This is a genomic window from Amycolatopsis sp. FBCC-B4732 (assembly GCF_023008405.1).
Taxonomy (GTDB): Bacteria; Actinomycetota; Actinomycetes; order Mycobacteriales; family Pseudonocardiaceae; genus Amycolatopsis; species Amycolatopsis pretoriensis_A.
In genome coordinates this window covers 5,890,864-5,907,099 of sequence record NZ_CP095376.1, presented here as the reverse complement: position 1 = coordinate 5,907,099, position 16,236 = coordinate 5,890,864, and the positions used below count along the sequence as shown (strand labels likewise).

Below are 16,236 nucleotides of genomic sequence, written 5' to 3'. Positions count from 1 at the left end.
CTCACGACCGGCGGTGGCGGAACTCAGCCGTTGGCGGCGATGTCGGCCAGGATCGCGGCGATCGACCGGACCGGGACGCCCGTGCCGCCCTTGCCGGTGTAGCCCCACGGGGAACCCGTGTTGAACGACGGGCCCGCGATGTCGATGTGGACCCAGTCGAGGCCGTCGGCGACGAACTCGCGCAGGAAGATGCCGGCCGCGAGCATGCCGCCCCAGCGGTGGCCGGTGACGTTGGCCAGGTCGGCCAGGCGCGAGTCGAGGTCGGCGCGCAGTTCCTCCGGCAGCGGCATGGCCCAGCCGTTTTCGCCGGTGGCCTGCATGATCCCGGCGACGCGGTCGCGGAAGTCCTCCGAGCCCATCACGCCGGCGGTGCGGTTGCCGAGCGCGACGACCTGGGCGCCGGTCAGCGTCGAGGTCTCGATCAGGTAGTCCGGGTTTTCCTCGGCCGCGCGGACCATCGCGTCGACCAGGACCAGGCGGCCCTCGGCGTCGGTGTTGAGGACCTCGACGGTCTTGCCGCCGTACATCGTCAGCACGTCGCCCGGGCGGTAGGACGTCCCCGACGGCAGGTTTTCCGCCAGCGGGATGTGGGCGACGACCTCGAGCGGGTACTTCAGCTTCGCGGCCAGCACCACGGCCGCGAGCACGCCGGCGGCGCCGGACATGTCCGAGGTCATGTGGTCCATGTTCGCGGCGGGCTTGAGCGAGATGCCGCCGGAGTCGAACGTGATGCCCTTGCCGACCAGCGCGACCTTCTTGGCGGCCTTGGCCGGCTTGTAGCCGATGCGCACCAGGCGCGGCTGGCGGGACGAGCCGCCGCCGACGCCGAGGATGCCGCCGAAGCCCTTGCGCTTGAGGGCCTTCTCGTCGAGGACCTCGAACTCGAGACCGTTGTCCTCGGCCAGCTTCTTCGCGCGGTCGGCGAAGGAGGCCGGGTAGAGGTCGTTCGGCGGGGTGTTGATCAGGTCGCGGGCGGTGAGGACGGCCTCGGCGATGGAGGTCGCGGCCTTCAGCGTCGCCTTGTGCTCGCGGGCGGTGCCGTCGGCCGGGCTCGCGAAGTCGACCTTCGCGACCGGCGCGTCACCCTTCTCGCTGCGGTACGCGGTGAAGACGTACGAGCCGAGGATCGTGCCCTCGACGGCGGCCTGCAGGTCGAGCTCGGACAGCGTGACGAGCGCGCGGTCGGTGCCGGCCAGCGCGCGGCCGGCGGCACCCGCGGCGCGGCGGACCTGCTCGGGGGTGACGGCGTCGCCCGGCTTGCCGAGGCCGACGGCGAGCACGACGGCGGCCGGGAGCTTGCCCAGCGTCGGGACCTTGACGACCTCTTCGGCCTTGCCGCTCGCGCCGAGGGTGGCCAGCAGGTCGGCGAGGCGGCCGTCGAAGGCGGCGTCGACGGCGGCGGCACCGGCGGCGAGCACCGGGCCGTCCTCACCCTGCAGGGTGCCGATGACGACCACGTCGGCGCGCGTCTTGGCCAGTGCCTCCCCGGTGTTGTCGGACAGGGCGAGCTTAGGCACGGTCACTTCTGGCTCCTCGCGCGTTCTCGGTGGTACCGGGCACCGGCCCGGCCGGGATCGTGAGCCATGCTAATGACGACGGAAGCCGGGGTGAACAGAGGGAGAGGGAGGACCGCGTGCGGCTGGGTGGCGGGCTGCTGGTGCTGCTGGCGGCGGGGGCGGCGGGCGCGGGCTGGTGGCTGCTCGCCGGGCTGGTGCTCGCGGCGGTCGCCGCCGGGGTGTCGGCGCGGGTGCCGGAGCCGGGGGATGCCCAGGTCGACCGGGTCGTCGTGGCGGTCGCGAGGCTCGCCGAGGTGACCGTCTACGCGATCGCGTTCGGGGCCTACGTCTTCCCGGCGCACCGCGAACTCGCCGCGGCGGCCTTCGTCGTCGTGGTCGCCGGCGCGGGGTTCGCCGGGCTGAAGGTCCCGACGATCGTCGTACGGATCACCGGCGGGCTGCTGCTCGCCGCGGGACTGGTGCTCCTCGTGGTGTGCGTGGCCGTCACGCCGGTGGGGACGTCCGACGCCCTCCGGCCACCGGACTTCGCGGGTGTCCTCGTCGCCGCCGTGCTCGCGCTGCCCTTCCTGCGGCCGGGCGGCCGTGAGCACGCGGGCGTGCGCGTGCTGCTGCTCGGCGGGGTCGCCGTCCTGGCCGCCTTCGCCGCGCTCTACCAGCTCGGCGCCGTCCGGCTCGGGCTGTCGCTCACCTCGCTGCGCGACCTGCTCTCCGCCGCCGACGCGGACGCGCTGCAGCCGCTGCTCACCGCCTTCGCCGTGGTCGCCACGGTCGTCCCGGCCCTGGCCGCGGGGACCGGGGTCCGGACGCAGGCGGGGCTGCCCGGGCTGGCCGGCCTGGCCGTCGCCGCGGCGGCCGCGTACTTCCTGCCGGTGCTGCCGGTGCTCGTCGCCGCGGGACTGGTGACCGTGATCGAGCTGCTACTGGGCGTGCGCGCGCCGGTACAGTGGAACGCGTGACTGATCGACGCTGGCGGCCGGGACAGACGGTGGTCGAACGGTTCCACCGCCCGGACGGCTCGATCGGCCAGGTCCACCCGCTGCGCGTGCTGGAAGACGACGGCCGCGTGCTGCGGGGCTGGATCCCGGCGGGCACCTCGATCGTGGGCAGCAGGCTCGCCGACGGCCGGCTGATGCGGGACGCCCCGCTGGACCAGCGGTTCCGCGTCCCGCGGGTGCCGGTCGCCGACTTCTGGCACGGCGCGTCGACGCTGCGCCGGATCCCCGAGGACGAGTGGTCGTCGGTCTGGTGGTTCTTCGACCTCGAAGGCCGGTTCAAGAACTGGTACGTCAACCTGGAGATCCCGCTGGGCCGCACGGCGGGCGCGGTCGACCGGATCGACGGCGTGCTCGACGTCGTCGTCGAGCGCGACGGCAGCTGGCGCTGGGACGACGAAGACGAGGCCGAAGCCGCGCTCGAGGTCGGCCGCCTGACGCTCGAGCAGTTCGACCGGCTGCGCGCCGAGGGCGAGCGGATCGGCGCGCTGGCCGAACGCGGCGCCTACCCGTTCGACGGGACCGACACCGATTTCCGCCCGGAAGACGGCTGGCCGGTGCCGGAGCTGCCGGCGGAACTCAGCCCGCGGTCAGGAGAAGGATCAGCGCCAGCACGGCGTTGATGACCGCGAGGATGACCACCGACTTCGTCGGGACCACCTTCGGGAACACGGTCTTGCCGTGGATGCTCCGCCACCAGACGATGCCGAAGACGCCCGCGACGAGGCCGAGGAACCCGCCGAAGCCGCTGCTGAGCACCGCCCAGCCGACCATGCCGAGCAGGCCGACGCCGAACGTCAGCAGCACCGCGGTGACGAACGTCTTGACGTCGGCCCCGCCGGTCTTGGGCCGGGGCACCGGCTGCGTGGAGTGGTAGGTCACAACGCCATACTAGAGCGAGCCCGCGGAGCGTGCGGGGGACCCGGAACACATGGACATCCGACTAACGTGCGTCCGACCAAAGGGTATCGTCTAGCCATGACGACCACGACGCAGTTCGCCCACGTCCCGCACCCGAGTCCTGCGAGCGCGGACCGTGTCGCGGAGGTACTCGGCGCTCCTGGTTTCGGTACCTATTTCACCGACCACATGGTCACCGTGAAGTGGTCGAAGGCCGAGGGCTGGCACGACGCCCAGGTCGGCCCGTACGCCCCCTTCACGCTCGACCCGGCGACGTCGGTGCTGCACTACGGCCAGGCGATCTTCGAAGGCCTCAAGGCCTACCGCCAGCCGGACGGCTCGATCTCCTCGTTCCGCCCGGACGCCAACGCCGCGCGGTTCCGGCAGTCGGCCGAGCGGCTCGCGATGCCGCAGCTGCCCGAAGACCTCTTCGTCGACTCGCTGCGCGAGCTCATCGCCGTCGACAGCCGGTGGGTGCCCACCCGCCAGGGCGACTCGCTGTACCTGCGGCCGTTCATGATCTCGACGTCGACCGGCCTGGGTGTCAACAGCCCGGCCGCCGACTACGTGTACACGGTCATCGCGTCCCCGGCCGGGTCGTACTTCTCCGGCGGCGTGAAGCCGGTGAGCGTCTGGCTGTCGACGGAGTACGTGCGCGCGGCCCCCGGCGGCACCGGCGCGGCGAAGTGCGCGGGCAACTACGCGGCTTCGTTCGTCGCGCAGGCCCAGGCCGTGGAGAAAGGCTGCGACCAGGTGGTCTGGCTCGACGCGGTCGAGCGGCGCTGGGTCGAGGAGATGGGCGGGATGAACCTGTTCTTCGTCTTCGGTTCCGGTGAGAACGCCCGGCTGGTCACGCCGGAGCTGACCGGCTCGCTGCTGCCGGGCGTCACGCGGAAGTCGTTGCTGCAGCTGGCTTCGCGGCTCGGCTACAAGATCGAAGAGCGCCGCATCTCCACCGAAGAGTGGGAGAAGGCGGCGGCCTCGGGCGAGCTGACCGAGACGTTCGCCTGCGGCACGGCGGCGGTGATCACCCCGGTCGGCCACGTGAAGCACGCCAACGGTGAGTTCACCATCGCCGACGGGCAGCCCGGCACCCTCACCATGAAGCTGCGCGAGGAGCTGACCGGCATCCAGGAGGGCACCCGCCCCGACACCGACGACTGGATGGTCCAGCTCGGCTGAGCCACTGCGCCATGAGGGGCACCTTCACGGACTGAAGGTGCCCCTCATGGCGTTTCAGGTCGCGGTGGCGGGGATGACCGGGCCGGAGACGCCGGCCTGCTCGTGCGTCGCGGTTTCGGCGAGGACGCGGGCGGCCATCATCAGCAGCGGCAACGCCGTCACCGCGCCGGTGCCTTCGCCGAGGCGGACGTCCAGTTCCAGCAGCGGGCCCAGGTCCAGGTGCTCCAGCGCGAGCCCGTGGGCGGGTTCGGCGGTCCGCTGCCCGGCCACCCACCAGCGGCGCGCGCCGGGCGCGAGGTCTTCGGCGACGAGGGCCGCGGCGCACGCGACGAGCCCGTCGAGGACCACCGGCGTCCGGCGGACCGCGGCCTGGGCCAGGAAGCCCGCCATGGCGGCGATGTCCGCGCCCGCCGTCGTGCGCAGCAGGTCGATCGGGTTGGCGAGGACCACGCGGGCGCGGCGCAGGGCGTCGCGGACCGCGGTCGCCTTGCGCATCCAGGCGTCGTCGTCGATGCCGGAGCCGCGCCCGACCACCGCGACCGGCTCGGTGCCGGTCAGGGCCGCGACGAGCACCGACGCCGGCGTGCTGTTGCCGATCCCGAGGTCGCCCGGGATGAGCAGGTCCGCGCCGCCGTCGACCTCGGCGTCGGCGATCGCGATCCCGGCGCGGACGGCGGCCTTGACCTCGTCGGCGGTCAGGGCGTCCTCGACGTCGATGGAGCCCGAACCGCGGCGGACCTTGAACTCGCCGATCGACCGGGTCGCCGGCGCCTCGGTGTCCACGGCCAGGTCGACCACGCGGACGCTCGCGCCCGCGGCGGCGGCCAGCACGTTGATCGCGGCGCCGCCGGTCAGCATCGTGCCGAGCAGCTGCGCGGTGACCTCGGCGGGGTAGGCCGAGACGCCCCTCGCGGCGATGCCGTGGTCACCGGCGAACACGACGACGCGGGGCCGGGTGAACGGCCGCGGCGGCGACTGCCCCTGGCACGCGGCGATCCACACGCCCAGCTCTTCGAGCCTGCCCAGCGAACCGGCCGGCTTGACCAGCCGGTCGTGCAGGGCGATCGCGTCCGAACGGGCGTGGTCGTCGGGCGGGGTGATCTCGGGGAACTCGATGTTTTCCGGCTCCACACCAGGCCCTTTCTCATCCACGGCAGCGCTCGTGACAACGCTGTGGCCAACCTACCGGTGCACCGGCACCGGTAGTCTCGCGGCTCGTGGAGACGACGGCGGCCGCGGTGGTGCTGGCCAGCGGCGCGGGCACCCGCGTCGGCGCGAAGCTGAACAAGGTCTACCTGCCGCTGGCCGGGCGCCGGGTGGTGGCCTGGTCGCTGGACGCGTTCGCGCGCGTGCCGGGCATCGGCGTGCTGGTGCTGGTCATCCGGCCGCAGGACCGGGAACTCGCGGACGAGGTCCTCGCTGACTTCGCCGGCGAAGTAGAGGTCGTGCACGGCGGGGACACGCGCCAGGCGTCGGAACTCAACGCGCTGCGCCACCTCGCCCCGCGGATAGCAGGCGGCCGGGTCGACGCCGTGCTGCTGCACGACGCGGCCCGGCCGCTGGTCCACCCACACTTGGTCGATGCGGTGCTGGCCCGGACACGCGAGGACGGGGGGGCTGTGCCGGGCCTGGCCGCGGACGACGTCGTCGGGGTGGATGCCGGGCACCTGGTCGCCCAGGTGCCCGGCGCGATCCGCGTCCAGACGCCTCAAGGCTTCCGGGCCGGACCGCTGCTCGAGGCCTACGAACAGGCCGCGCGCGAAGGCTTCGTGGGTACGGACACTTCCTCGTGCATGGAGCGGTTCTCCTCCCTGCCGATCCGGTGGGTCCCGGGTGCGCCCGAGAACCTCAAGATCACGTACCCCCACGACCTGGTGGTCGCGGAGCGGCTGCTCGCCCGCTAAGCGCAGGCGGGTGGCCCGCCGTCTTCCCCTTCCGTGGTGCTCGTGGGCCGGATGGTGACGTCCTGCCGCAGGTCCGGCGGGACGCCGCAGTCGGGCTGCGGGCGCAGTGCCTGCAGCGGCGCGCCCGGGGTGCCGGGCTCCGCCAGGGTGAGCACCGCGCGCAGCGTCCACACCGGGGTGGCGTGGTACTGCCAGGTGACGACCCGCGGGCTGAACACGTCCGTGCCCGGGAAGGTCGGCACCCGGTAGGCGCTGGCCCGGTGTTCGTCGCGGAGGATGATGACGTCCGCGCAGGTCGGCCAGCGGTGCACGGCCGCGTAGACCTCCGGCGCCTCTCGGCCGCCGAACAGGTGCAGCACCCATTTGCGGCGCCGGAGCTCCTCGAGGAGTTCCTCGAGGCCCTGGCCGCTGGATCCGGTGTGAGGTGTGGGCGGGGACACACTTTCGAGGGTAACTTGCGTACTAGAGCGCAGTCCAGCGCGTGTACTAGTACACCTGGGTGGTTCTGATCAGGGCTTTGTCTCCGACACCCTGGCGTGCTAGAACACTTGTGCGTTAGTCCCCGTGAGGAGCTGCCGTGCCCACCCTCGACCGTCCAGAGCCGCCGTACCTGCAGATCGCGGGCCGGATCCGTGACGACATCCTGTCCGGCCGGCTGCAGGAGGGCGACGCCGTGCCGTCCGCCCGCGAAATCGCGCGCACGTGGGCCGTCGCCATGGCGACGGCCACCAAGGTGCTCGCCACCCTGCGTTCGCAGGGCCTGGTGCGGCCCGTGCGCGGGGTCGGCACGGTCGTCGACCGCGGCGGCCTGCACCGCACGGCCCGCGACCGCTCGGCCGCCGCCGGGCGCACCGGGCGGATCTACCCGCCCGGCCACTACGCGGTGATCCGCGCGGCCGGGCTCGAGCCCGCGTCCGAGCGCGCCGCCGCCGCGCTGGGCCTGGAAGAGGGCGCCCCGGCGGTCCGGCGGCAGCGCACCACGTACGGGCCGGATTCGCGGCCGCTGTCGACGTCGACGTCGTGGTTCGACGGCACGCTGTCGGCCAAGGCGCCGGCGCTGCTGGTCGCCGAGCGGATCGTCGAGGGCACCTCCGCCTACGCGGCCGCGCGGCTGGGCACCAGGATCGTGACGACGCAGGAACGGCACGCGGCGGGCCAGGCGAGCGGCGAGGAAGCCCGCGAACTGGGGCTGCCCGAAGGGGCGGCGGTGCTGCTCGGCCGGAGCACCTTCCTGGCGGCCGACGGGACGGTCGTCGAGTACGGTGAGTCCGCCGCCTTGCCCGACCACTGGGTTTTCTACGAGTACACGACTGAGGACGGCGAATGAAGAAGATCCACGCGGGCAAGGTCCGCGACCTGTACGAGCTCGACGGCGGGGACATCCTGCTGGTCGCGTCCGACCGGGTCTCGGTCTACGACGTGGCGCTGCCGACGCTGATCCCGGACAAGGGCAAGCTGCTCAACCAGCTCTCCGCGTGGTGGTTCGACAAGATGGCCGCGATCGTGCCGAACCACGTCGTGTCCACCACCGACGTGCCGGCGGAGTTCGCCGGACGCGCGATGCGCTGCAAGCCGCTGAAGATGGTCAAGGTCGAGTGCATCGCCCGCGGTTACCTCGCGGGCCTGGGCCTGCGGGAATACCGGCGCGACGGCAAGATCTCGGGCGTCGCGCTGCCGCCGGGCCTGGTCGAGGGCGACAAGCTGCCGGAGCCGATCTTCACGCCGACGACCAAGGAGTCCGACACCGGGCACGACGAATTCATGACCTTCGACGAGGTTTTGAACGACATCGGCGAGGACACCGCGAAGCGGCTTCGCGAGCTGACGCTGGAGATCTACACGAAGGGCGCGGAGCACGCCGCCGCCCACGGCGTCATCATCGCCGACACGAAGCTGGAGTTCGGCTTCGACGCCGACGGCACGCTGACCCTCGGCGACGAGGTCCTGACGTCGGACTCCTCGCGGTTCTGGCCCGCCGACGAGTGGGAGCCGGGCCGCCCGCAGCACGCGTTCGACAAGCAGTTCGTGCGCGACTGGTCGATGACGACGGGCTGGGACCAGACCGACCCCGGGCCGGAGATCCCGGCGGAGATCGTCGAGCAGACGCGGCAGCGCTACACCGAGGTCTACGAGCGGATCACCGGGAAGACCTGGGCTCGTGGGTGAGTTCGACCCGTACCGGCTGATCGACGAGGTCGAGACGCTGCTGGTCTCGCACGGCGTCGCGCCGTCGCGGGTGCCCGGGCGAGGCGGCGACCGGCTGGCGGGCGCCAGCCGCCTCCTGCGCGGGTTCGGCCTGGAGCCCCGGATGGCCCCCGAGGACGCGTTCGACCTCGGGGTGCCGATCCAGGGCCGGATCAACCAGGACTAGGGGCTCTTCGTCAGGCTCGCGTCGCGCTCGACGACGTCGCCGAGGACGTCGTCGATGGCGCTCAGCAGGTCGGCGTCGAGCTTCTTGCCCGCGGCCTTGACGTTCTCGTGCACCTGCTCCGGCCGCGAAGCCCCGATGATCGCCGAGGCGACGTTCGGGTTCTGCAGCACCCACGCGACGGCGAGCTGCGCGAGGGACAGGTCGGCCTGCTTCGCGAGCGGCTCGAGCTCGGCCACGCGCTTGAGGACGTTCTCGTCGAGGAAGCGGGCGACCATGTTGGCGCCGCCCTTCTCGTCGGTGGCCCGCGAGCCGGCGGGGTAGTCGGCGCCGGGCTTGTACTTGCCGGTCAGGACGCCCTGCGCGATCGGTGACCAGACGATCTGGCTGAGGCCTTCGCGCTCGGAGGCGGGGATGACCTGGTCTTCGATGACGCGCCAGAGCATGTTGTACTGCGGCTGGTTGGAGACGAAGGGGATCTTCAGCTCGCGCGCGAGGGCGGCACCGCGGCTGATCTGCTCGGCGGTCCACTCGGAGACGCCGACGTAGAGCACCTTGCCCTGGCGGACGAGGTCGGCGAAGGCGAGCATGGTCTCTTCGAGCGGGACGGTCCGGTCGAAGCGGTGCGCCTGGTAGAGGTCGACGTAGTCGGTGCCCAGCCGCTGCAGGGACGCGTTCGCCGACTCCATGATGTGCTTGCGGGACAGGCCCTTGTCGTTGGGGCCCTTGGGACCGGTGGGCCAGAAGACCTTGGTGAAGATCTCCAGGCTTTCCCGCCGCTGCCCCTTGAGACCGCGGCCGAGCACCGATTCGGCGGCGGTGTTGGCGTAGACGTCGGCGGTGTCGAAGGTGGTGATGCCGGCGTCGAGCGCGGCCTTGATGCAGGCGTGGGCCTGGTCTTCCTCGACCTGGGAACCGTGGGTGAGCCAGTTCCCGTACGAGATCTCACTGACGTTGAGGCCGCTGCGGCCGAGACGACGAAACTCCATGGTGCCGAGCTTAGGCGGTAATCGTTTGCTTTGCTAACGACCCTGGAGTGACTCCAGCCTCGTCCGCTCCCTGGCGACTACGTGCGGGCCGGGTCGTGGACGTCATGAACGAGTCGTTCATGACGCCTGGCGAGGTGAACAGGTCGTTCATGGCCTTCTTGGCAGCGGATCCGTCGGTTCCCGCGAGCCTCGGAGCGGTCGTGTACAGCAAGAAGCCGGGTGGAGGCTCGCTCCACCCGGCTTCTCGACGCCTGCTCAGTTCGGGATCGCGTCCCCCGGCTTCAGCCGCGGCTTGGGCACCCGCAGGCGCCGGATCTGGGAAGCCCGGACGAACGCGTACCAGCCGATCGAACGGCCGTTGACCGTCTCCTTCGGGAACTTCTCCCGCACCAGCTTCGCGATCTTGCGGCCGTTGACGAAGCCCTCGATCGCCATCACCAGCAGCATCGCCGTGCACAGCAGCGTGATGTACGACTGGACCTGGGGCAGCGGCACCAGCAGGGCCAGGAACACCACGATCGCCAGCGGCATGAACAGGCCCAGCAGGTTGCGCCTGGTGTCGACCAGGTCGCGGACGTACGCCTTGACCGGCCCGCGGTCGCGCGGGAGCAGGTACTTGTCGTCGCCCGCCATCATGCGGTCGCGGCGGAGCTTGGCGGCGGCGCGGCGGTCGTCCTTCGTCTGCGGGTTCGACTTGCGCAGTTCCTTGTTGCGCTTCATCGCCTCACGCATGGTGGTCGGCGGTGGCGCCACCGGGCCGCGCTTCTTCGCCTCCGCGTCTCGACGCTTGGGCGTGGCCTTGCCCTTACCGGGCGTGAACGACTTGCCCGCGACGTCGACGGCGTCCGCCGACTCCGGCTCGTCGGCGGCGGTGTCTGTGGTGCTTCGGCGCAGGAACCTCACCTCACCAGGGTATTGCAGGCGTCACGCCGCCGTTCACCAGGTCGATCGATGTGCGACCATGGTGGGGGAACAGATCGGACGCTCCGGGTGTTGAAGACGTCAGCACGAGGAGTATCCGCAGTGAGTTCGAACTTAGAGGGAGTGCCATGACGACCGCTGAGCACGCCGGCGCGACGCAGGCCGAGACCGCCGAAGAGACCCACGGCGTCACGCTGACCGACGCCGCGGCTTCCAAGGCGAAGGCCCTGCTCGAGCAGGAGGGCCGCGACGACATGCACCTGCGCATCGCCGTCCAGCCCGGTGGCTGCGCGGGCCTGCGCTACCAGCTGTTCTTCGACGAGCGCAAGCTCGACGGCGACCTGTTCCGCGACTTCGACGGCCTCCAGGTCGCCGTGGACCGGATGAGCGCCCCGTACGTGTCGGAAGCCGTCATCGACTTCGTGGACACGATCGAGAAGCAGGGCTTCACGATCGACAACCCGAACGCGACCGGCTCCTGCGCCTGCGGCGACTCGTTCCACTGAGCGAAGCACGAGCAAGGCCCCGTCCTCCGTGGGGAGGGCGGGGCCTTCTTCGTTCCTGCGGGCTTACACGTAGGCGTCGAGCTCGGCCACCTGGGCGTGGCACGCCTCGTCGACCTGCCACGGCTTGGCCGTGGCACGGGGCAGCGGCAGGCGCTCGGCCTGCAACGTCTCTGGGATGAGGGCGCAGTCGGCGATCAGCTCGGACAGGGTCTCGGGTTCGGTGACGGCGTTCACGATTCGTAACGGTATTGATCGCGATTCGACTGGAGAAGGAGTACCAGCCGGTAGTGTCGGGTGGGCGCGCGCGAACTACCCGGATGGGTCATGACCCGGGGGTAACTTCGCGCCTTTTGCCGTGAGGTCGAACACAAAGGAGCAGCCGGTGGCAGACAGGGCCAGGATCGCGGTGTCCGGCAGTATCGCGACCGACCACCTCATGCACTTCCCGGGCAGGTTCGCGGAGCAGCTGGTCGCGGAGCAGCTGCACCGGGTTTCCCTGAGCTTCCTCGCCGACGACCTCGTGGTCCGGCGCGGCGGTATCGGCGCCAACATCGCTTTCGGGCTCGGGGTGCTCGGCGTGCAGCCGGTCCTCGTGGGTGCCGTCGGCGCCGACTTCGCCGACTACCGCTCCTGGCTCGAGCGCCACGGTGTCGACACCACCGGCGTGCACGTCTCGGAGGTCGCGCACACCGCGCGGTTCGTCTGCACCACCGACGAGGACCTCTGCCAGATCGCGACGTTCTACGCGGGCGCGATGGCCGAGTCCCGCAACATCGAGCTGCAGCCGATCGCCGAGCGCGCCGGGGAGCTCAGCCTGGTGCTGATCAGCCCGGACGACCCGGAGGGCATGGTCCGCCACGCGGAGGAGTGCCGCCAGCGCGGGTACGCCTTCGCCGTCGACCCGTCGCAGCAGCTGGCCCGCATGAGCGGCGAGCAGGCCCGAGACTTCGTCGCGGGCGCGAAGTACCTGTTCAGCAACGACTACGAGTGGGAGCTGCTGCTCCAGAAGACCGGCTGGACCGAGGCCGACGTCCTCGCGCAGGTCGGCATGCGGATCACGACGCTGGGTGAGAAGGGCGTCGAGATCGTCGGCAAGGACGGCACCGCCCTGCAGATCGGCGCGGTCCCGGAGCGGGCGAAGGCCGACCCGACGGGCGTCGGCGACGGCTTCCGCGCGGGCTTCCTGGCCGGCCTCGACGGCGGGCTGAACGTCGAGCGCGCGGCCCAGCTCGGCTCGCTGATCGCGGTCCTGGTCCTGGAGACGATCGGCACCCAGGAGTGGACGTTCGACCGCGCGGACGCCCTGGCCCGCATCGGCGAGGCCTTCGGCCCGGACGCGGCCGACGAGATCTCCGCGGTCCTGCCCGCGGCCTGAGGCCCCGGAACGGAAGAGGCCCCGCACCGACCCGGTGCGGGGCCTCCTCCGCCGGAAAGCTCAGAGCTTGACCGGGTACACCGGCTCGGGGACCTCGGGCTTGATGCGGTGCTCGACGAAGATGCCGTGCCACAGCATGAAGACGATCAGCGCCCACAGCTGGCGGCTGCGGTCGAGCTGGCCCGCCTTGTGCTCCTCCAGCAGCGCCAGGATCGCCCTCTTGTCCAGCAGCTCCTCGGTCCGCGAGTCGCTGATGATGCCCTTGGCCCAGTCGTACATCTCGTTGCGCAGCCACAGCCGGATCGGGACCGGGAAGCCGAGCTTGCGGCGGTTCAGCACGTGCGCCGGGATGATCTTGGCCAGTGCCTGGCGCAGCGCGTACTTCGTGGTGCCGTGGGCGAGCTTCTGGTCCAGCGGGATCGACGCCGCGACCTTGAACACCTCGGCGTCGAGGAACGGCACCCGCAGCTCCAGCGAGTTCGCCATCGTCACCTTGTCGGCCTTGACCAGGATGTCGCCGCGCAGCCACGTGTAGAGGTCGACGTGCTGCATGCGGGCCACCGGGTCCCAGCCGCGCGAGACGTCGTACCAGGGCGCCGTGACGTCCTTGAAGCCCACGCCTTCCTGGTACGTGCGAAGGACGTTGCGCAGCTGGTCGTCGCGGAAGTTGCGGGCGTTGCCGTAGTAGCGGTCCTCCAGCGGCAGCGCGCCGCGGCGGAGCAGGTCCTTGCCGCGGGTGCCTTCCGGGATCTTCGTCGACACCTTGCCGATGAGCTTGCGCATCCCGCCCGGGATCTTCTCGAACGGCGCCAGCGAGATCGGCTCGTTGTAGATCGTGTAGCCGCCGAACAGCTCGTCCGCGCCCTCGCCCGAGAGCACCGCCTTGACGTGCTTGCGGGCTTCGCGGGCGATGAACCAGAGCGGGACCAGCGCGGGGTCGGCCACCGGGTCGTCGAGGTACCAGACGATGAGCGGCAGCACCTCCATCATCTCGTCCGCCGTGACCGTCCGGACCACGTGCTTCACGCCGATCGCGGCGGCCGACTCGGCGGCGACGTCGACCTCGGAGTAGCCCTCGCGCTCGAACCCGGTGGTGAACGCGATCAGGTTCGGGTTGTGCTCCTTGGCCAGCGTGGCGGTGGCCGTGGAGTCGATGCCGCCGGAGAGGAACGCGCCGACGGTGACGTCGGGGTCCGAAATCATGTGCTTGCCGACCGAGTCGCGCATCACATCGGCGATGCGCTGGTGCAGCTCCTCGGCCTCGGCCTGCGTGTTCACCGGCTTCGCGCTGAACTGCGGGTGGAAATAGCGGGTGAACTTCACCTCACCGCCGGGGGCCACCTCGAACGACGTGCCGGACTCGACGCGGCGGATCGCGGTGTGCAGCGACTCGGGCTCGGGCACGTACTGCAGGACCAGGTAGTGCTGCAGGGCCTTCCGGTCCAGCTCCTGGGCCACGCCGAGGACGTCCGACAGCTCCAGCAGGCTCTTCTTCTCGCTGGAGAACGCCACCCCGCCGGGGCCGGCCGAGTAGAACAGCGGCTTGATGCCGAACGGGTCGCGGGCGCCGAAGACGCGCTTCTCCTGCGAGTCCCAGATCATGAAGGCGAACATGCCGCGCAGGCGCTTGACCCAGTCGGCGCCGAGGTAGTGGAAGCCGGCGACGATGGCCTCGCCGTCGCCTTCGGTCTCGAACTTCGCGCCGTGCTGCGCGGCGAGCTCTTCGCGCAGCTCACGGTAGTTGTAGATCTCGCCGTTGAAGTTCATCGTGTACCGGCCGGGCGCCTCCGGCGGGCCCCAGACCAGCGGCTGGTGCGCGTGCTCGACGTCGATGAACGCGAGCCGGTTGAAGCCGTAGACGACCTCCGCGTCGGCCCACGTGTCCTGCTCGTCGGGGCCGCGGTGGCGCTGGCAGCGCATGGCCGCTCCGACGGCGTCACGCGCGTTGGCCGCGCCGGTCTCGGTCGCGCAGATCAGTCCAAGCAGGCCGCACACGGGTACTCACACACCTTCGGAGTTCTTCACCGGGCTGGGGAAGAGCCCAGTATGCCGGGCAGGCCGTGGCGAGTAACACGGGCGTCGACGGTTACCCCTTGGTCAGCGGAGTCGGTCAACTCGGCTAGGCTCCGCCTGTCACGAAGATCTGTCGTAGGAGGCTCTGGGTGAAAGGGCGAGGCGCAGTGGGACAACCCGAGCGCACCCTGGGGAAGCGGACCGTGCGCGTCGCCGCGCTGGCCGTGCTGGTCGCGCTGACCGCGACGGGCTGCTCCGGCGACGAGATCCTGCGGTTCGGCTGGCCGGTCGGTGTCACCGAGCAGGCGAACCAGATGCGGAACCTCTGGACCTGGACCGTGGTCGCGGCGCTGGTCGTCGGTGTCATCGTGTGGGCCCTGATCTTCTGGACCGCGACGTTCCACCGCAAGAAGAAGACGGTCGACGGCGAGCCGGAGGAGCTGCCCCGGCAGTTCCAGTACAACATCCCGCTCGAGCTGTTCACGGTCGTCGTGCCGACGATCATGGTCTGCGTCCTGTTCTTCTTCACCGCGACGACGGAGTCGAAGGTCCTGGACAAGATCCCGAACCCGGACGTCAAGGTCCAGGTCGTGGCGTTCCAGTGGAACTGGGAGTTCAAGTACGAGGACGAGTCCGCGAAGCGGGCGGACGGCCAGCAGGTGAGCACCGTCGGTTCGTCCGGCGAGATCCCGCTCCTGGTGCTGCCGGTCGGCAAGACCATCCAGTACGACCTGGTCTCCACCGACGTCATCCACTCCTTCTGGGTCCCGGAGTTCCACTTCAAGCGGGACGTCATGCCGAACCCGGAGAAGAACAACCAGGACAGCTCCTTCCAGAACAAGATCGACCGCGAGGGCTCCTTCGTCGGCCGGTGCGCGGAGCTGTGCGGCACCTACCACTCGGTGATGAACTTCGAGGTCCGCGCGCTATCGGCGGACAAGTACGACCAGTACATCGGGCTGCGCAAGCAGACGAACCCGGCGACCGGTCAGTCGTTCACCGCGGCCGAGGCGCTGGCGAAGATGAACTGCGGCGAGCTGTGCACCCCGCACGCGGTCACGACCCAGCCGTTCAACACCGACCGCACGGCCCGCACCGCGTCCAACTGACGCCCGGCGACAACAGGAGTAGGGAAGACCCATGAAGGCCGAAGCCCGCATCTTCTTCATCGTGGCGACCTTCGCCGTGTTCATGGCGGCGGTGTACTGGGTGTGGACCGCGGCGGCCGCGACCCACGGCCCGGAGCCGGTGGGCATCGTCTCGCTGTTCCTGACCGGCGGCCTGGCGTTCCTCGCGGGCAGCTACATGCAGTTCGTCGCCCGCCGCATCGAGCCGCGGCCGGAAGACCGCGAAGACGCCGAGATCAGCGACGGTGCCGGCGAGCTGGGCTTCTTCAGCCCGGGCAGCTACTGGCCGGTCGCGATGGCGGCCACGGCGGCCCTCGCGGCGCTGGCGCTGGCGTTCTTCCACATCTGGCTGCTGGTGATCGCGCTCGTCGCGCTGCTCATCACCATCGGCGGGCTGGTGTTCGAGTACCACACGGGCCCTTCGCACGACTGAGCTCTTCCC

General features: G+C 70.8%; 19 protein-coding genes. 11 read left to right on the top strand and 8 right to left on the bottom strand.

Annotation, left to right across the window (positions count from 1 at the left end; genetic code table 11):
- Nucleotides 1–23: 23 nt before the first annotated feature.
- Nucleotides 24–1,523, bottom strand: a complete 1,500-nt coding sequence (locus MUY14_RS25585) for a leucyl aminopeptidase (protein ID WP_247012598.1) — start codon at nucleotides 1,521–1,523, stop codon at nucleotides 24–26.
- A gap of 110 nt (nucleotides 1,524–1,633) precedes the next feature.
- On the opposite strand from MUY14_RS25585, the gene MUY14_RS25580 reads away from it, so the two are divergent.
- Nucleotides 1,634–2,473 (top strand): hypothetical protein, encoded by an 840-nt coding sequence (locus MUY14_RS25580; RefSeq protein WP_247012596.1) that lies wholly within the window; start codon nucleotides 1,634–1,636, stop codon nucleotides 2,471–2,473.
- Nucleotides 2,470–3,132, top strand: a complete 663-nt coding sequence (locus MUY14_RS25575) for a DUF402 domain-containing protein (RefSeq protein WP_247012594.1) — start codon at nucleotides 2,470–2,472, stop codon at nucleotides 3,130–3,132. Before MUY14_RS25580 ends, MUY14_RS25575 begins: the two co-directional genes overlap by 4 nt.
- Here the strand turns inward: MUY14_RS25575 and MUY14_RS25570 are convergent.
- On the bottom strand, nucleotides 3,089–3,391 hold the full coding sequence (locus tag MUY14_RS25570; RefSeq protein ID WP_247012592.1) for a hypothetical protein: 303 nt from the start codon (nucleotides 3,389–3,391) through the stop codon (nucleotides 3,089–3,091). The genes MUY14_RS25575 and MUY14_RS25570 overlap by 44 nt on opposite strands.
- 96 nt (nucleotides 3,392–3,487) lie before the next feature.
- On the opposite strand from MUY14_RS25570, the gene MUY14_RS25565 reads away from it, so the two are divergent.
- Nucleotides 3,488–4,591: a branched-chain amino acid aminotransferase gene (locus MUY14_RS25565; RefSeq protein ID WP_247012590.1), complete on the top strand. Its 1,104-nt coding sequence runs from the start codon at nucleotides 3,488–3,490 to the stop codon at nucleotides 4,589–4,591.
- 54 nt (nucleotides 4,592–4,645) lie between these two features.
- Here MUY14_RS25565 and cobT read toward each other — a convergent pair whose 3' ends face one another.
- On the bottom strand, nucleotides 4,646–5,722 hold the full coding sequence (cobT, locus tag MUY14_RS25560; protein ID WP_247025239.1) for a nicotinate-nucleotide--dimethylbenzimidazole phosphoribosyltransferase: 1,077 nt from the start codon (nucleotides 5,720–5,722) through the stop codon (nucleotides 4,646–4,648).
- An 86-nt stretch (nucleotides 5,723–5,808) separates the two neighbouring features.
- On the opposite strand from cobT, the gene MUY14_RS25555 reads away from it, so the two are divergent.
- On the top strand, nucleotides 5,809–6,495 hold the full coding sequence (locus MUY14_RS25555; protein WP_247012588.1) for a 2-C-methyl-D-erythritol 4-phosphate cytidylyltransferase: 687 nt from the start codon (nucleotides 5,809–5,811) through the stop codon (nucleotides 6,493–6,495).
- On the opposite strand, the gene MUY14_RS25550 is transcribed toward MUY14_RS25555, so the two are convergent.
- The gene (locus MUY14_RS25550) at nucleotides 6,492–6,935 is read right to left on the bottom strand and encodes a hypothetical protein (protein ID WP_247012586.1); all 444 of its coding nucleotides are present in this window, start codon (nucleotides 6,933–6,935) and stop codon (nucleotides 6,492–6,494) included. The two genes, MUY14_RS25555 and MUY14_RS25550, sit on opposite strands and share 4 nt — an antisense overlap.
- Nucleotides 6,936–7,072: 137 nt before the next feature.
- On the opposite strand from MUY14_RS25550, the gene MUY14_RS25545 reads away from it, so the two are divergent.
- The 3 genes from MUY14_RS25545 to MUY14_RS25535 are packed head-to-tail and all read left to right on the top strand — an operon-like array spanning nucleotide 7,073 to nucleotide 8,866.
- On the top strand, nucleotides 7,073–7,822 hold the full coding sequence (locus MUY14_RS25545) for a GntR family transcriptional regulator (protein WP_247012584.1): 750 nt from the start codon (nucleotides 7,073–7,075) through the stop codon (nucleotides 7,820–7,822).
- Nucleotides 7,819–8,661 (top strand): phosphoribosylaminoimidazolesuccinocarboxamide synthase, encoded by an 843-nt coding sequence (locus MUY14_RS25540; RefSeq protein ID WP_247012582.1) that lies wholly within the window; start codon nucleotides 7,819–7,821, stop codon nucleotides 8,659–8,661. Before MUY14_RS25545 ends, MUY14_RS25540 begins: the two co-directional genes overlap by 4 nt.
- Nucleotides 8,654–8,866: a hypothetical protein gene (locus MUY14_RS25535; RefSeq protein ID WP_247012580.1), complete on the top strand. Its 213-nt coding sequence runs from the start codon at nucleotides 8,654–8,656 to the stop codon at nucleotides 8,864–8,866. Before MUY14_RS25540 ends, MUY14_RS25535 begins: the two co-directional genes overlap by 8 nt.
- Here MUY14_RS25535 and MUY14_RS25530 read toward each other — a convergent pair.
- A complete protein-coding gene (locus MUY14_RS25530) occupies nucleotides 8,863–9,852 on the bottom strand; it encodes an aldo/keto reductase family protein (RefSeq protein WP_247012578.1) in 990 nt (329 codons plus the stop codon). The genes MUY14_RS25535 and MUY14_RS25530 overlap by 4 nt on opposite strands.
- 255 nt (nucleotides 9,853–10,107) lie before the next feature.
- On the bottom strand, nucleotides 10,108–10,755 hold the full coding sequence (locus MUY14_RS25525) for a DUF3043 domain-containing protein (RefSeq protein ID WP_247012576.1): 648 nt from the start codon (nucleotides 10,753–10,755) through the stop codon (nucleotides 10,108–10,110).
- A gap of 146 nt (nucleotides 10,756–10,901) precedes the next feature.
- Here MUY14_RS25525 and MUY14_RS25520 point away from each other — a divergent pair, with 146 nt between their 5' ends.
- A complete protein-coding gene (locus MUY14_RS25520) occupies nucleotides 10,902–11,279 on the top strand; it encodes an iron-sulfur cluster assembly accessory protein (protein ID WP_247012574.1) in 378 nt (125 codons plus the stop codon).
- A 63-nt stretch (nucleotides 11,280–11,342) separates the two neighbouring features.
- On the opposite strand, the gene MUY14_RS25515 is transcribed toward MUY14_RS25520, so the two are convergent.
- Nucleotides 11,343–11,513 carry a hypothetical protein gene (locus MUY14_RS25515; protein WP_247012572.1) on the bottom strand — a complete coding sequence of 57 codons (171 nt, stop codon included), beginning with the start codon at nucleotides 11,511–11,513 and terminating at the stop codon, nucleotides 11,343–11,345.
- Between the two features lie 148 nt (nucleotides 11,514–11,661).
- Between MUY14_RS25515 and MUY14_RS25510 the strand changes: the two genes are divergently transcribed.
- Entirely contained in the window at nucleotides 11,662–12,654 is a 993-nt protein-coding gene (locus MUY14_RS25510; RefSeq protein WP_247012570.1) for a carbohydrate kinase family protein, read from the top strand.
- A 60-nt stretch (nucleotides 12,655–12,714) separates the two neighbouring features.
- On the opposite strand, the gene asnB is transcribed toward MUY14_RS25510, so the two are convergent.
- Nucleotides 12,715–14,649 (bottom strand): asparagine synthase (glutamine-hydrolyzing), encoded by a 1,935-nt coding sequence (gene asnB, locus MUY14_RS25505; RefSeq protein ID WP_247012568.1) that lies wholly within the window; start codon nucleotides 14,647–14,649, stop codon nucleotides 12,715–12,717.
- 185 nt (nucleotides 14,650–14,834) lie between these two features.
- Here asnB and coxB point away from each other — a divergent pair, with 185 nt between their 5' ends.
- Together coxB and MUY14_RS25495 are read left to right on the top strand one after the other, a co-directional pair.
- Nucleotides 14,835–15,776 carry a cytochrome c oxidase subunit II gene (gene coxB / locus MUY14_RS25500; RefSeq protein WP_247012566.1) on the top strand — a complete coding sequence of 314 codons (942 nt, stop codon included), beginning with the start codon at nucleotides 14,835–14,837 and terminating at the stop codon, nucleotides 15,774–15,776.
- A 31-nt stretch (nucleotides 15,777–15,807) separates the two neighbouring features.
- A complete protein-coding gene (locus tag MUY14_RS25495; RefSeq protein WP_247012564.1) occupies nucleotides 15,808–16,227 on the top strand; it encodes a cytochrome c oxidase subunit 4 in 420 nt (139 codons plus the stop codon).
- Nucleotides 16,228–16,236 lie beyond the last annotated feature (9 nt).

Coding starts and splice junctions, on each gene's coding strand:
- MUY14_RS25565 (WP_247012590.1), top strand. CDS start 3,488: ATGACGACCACGACGCAGTTCGCCCACGTCCCGCACCCGAGTCCTGCG.
- MUY14_RS25540 (WP_247012582.1), top strand. CDS start 7,819: ATGAAGAAGATCCACGCGGGCAAGGTCCGCGACCTGTACGAGCTCGAC.
- MUY14_RS25530 (WP_247012578.1), bottom strand. CDS start 9,852: ATGGAGTTTCGTCGTCTCGGCCGCAGCGGCCTCAACGTCAGTGAGATC.
- MUY14_RS25520 (WP_247012574.1), top strand. CDS start 10,902: ATGACGACCGCTGAGCACGCCGGCGCGACGCAGGCCGAGACCGCCGAA.
- MUY14_RS25495 (WP_247012564.1), top strand. CDS start 15,808: ATGAAGGCCGAAGCCCGCATCTTCTTCATCGTGGCGACCTTCGCCGTG.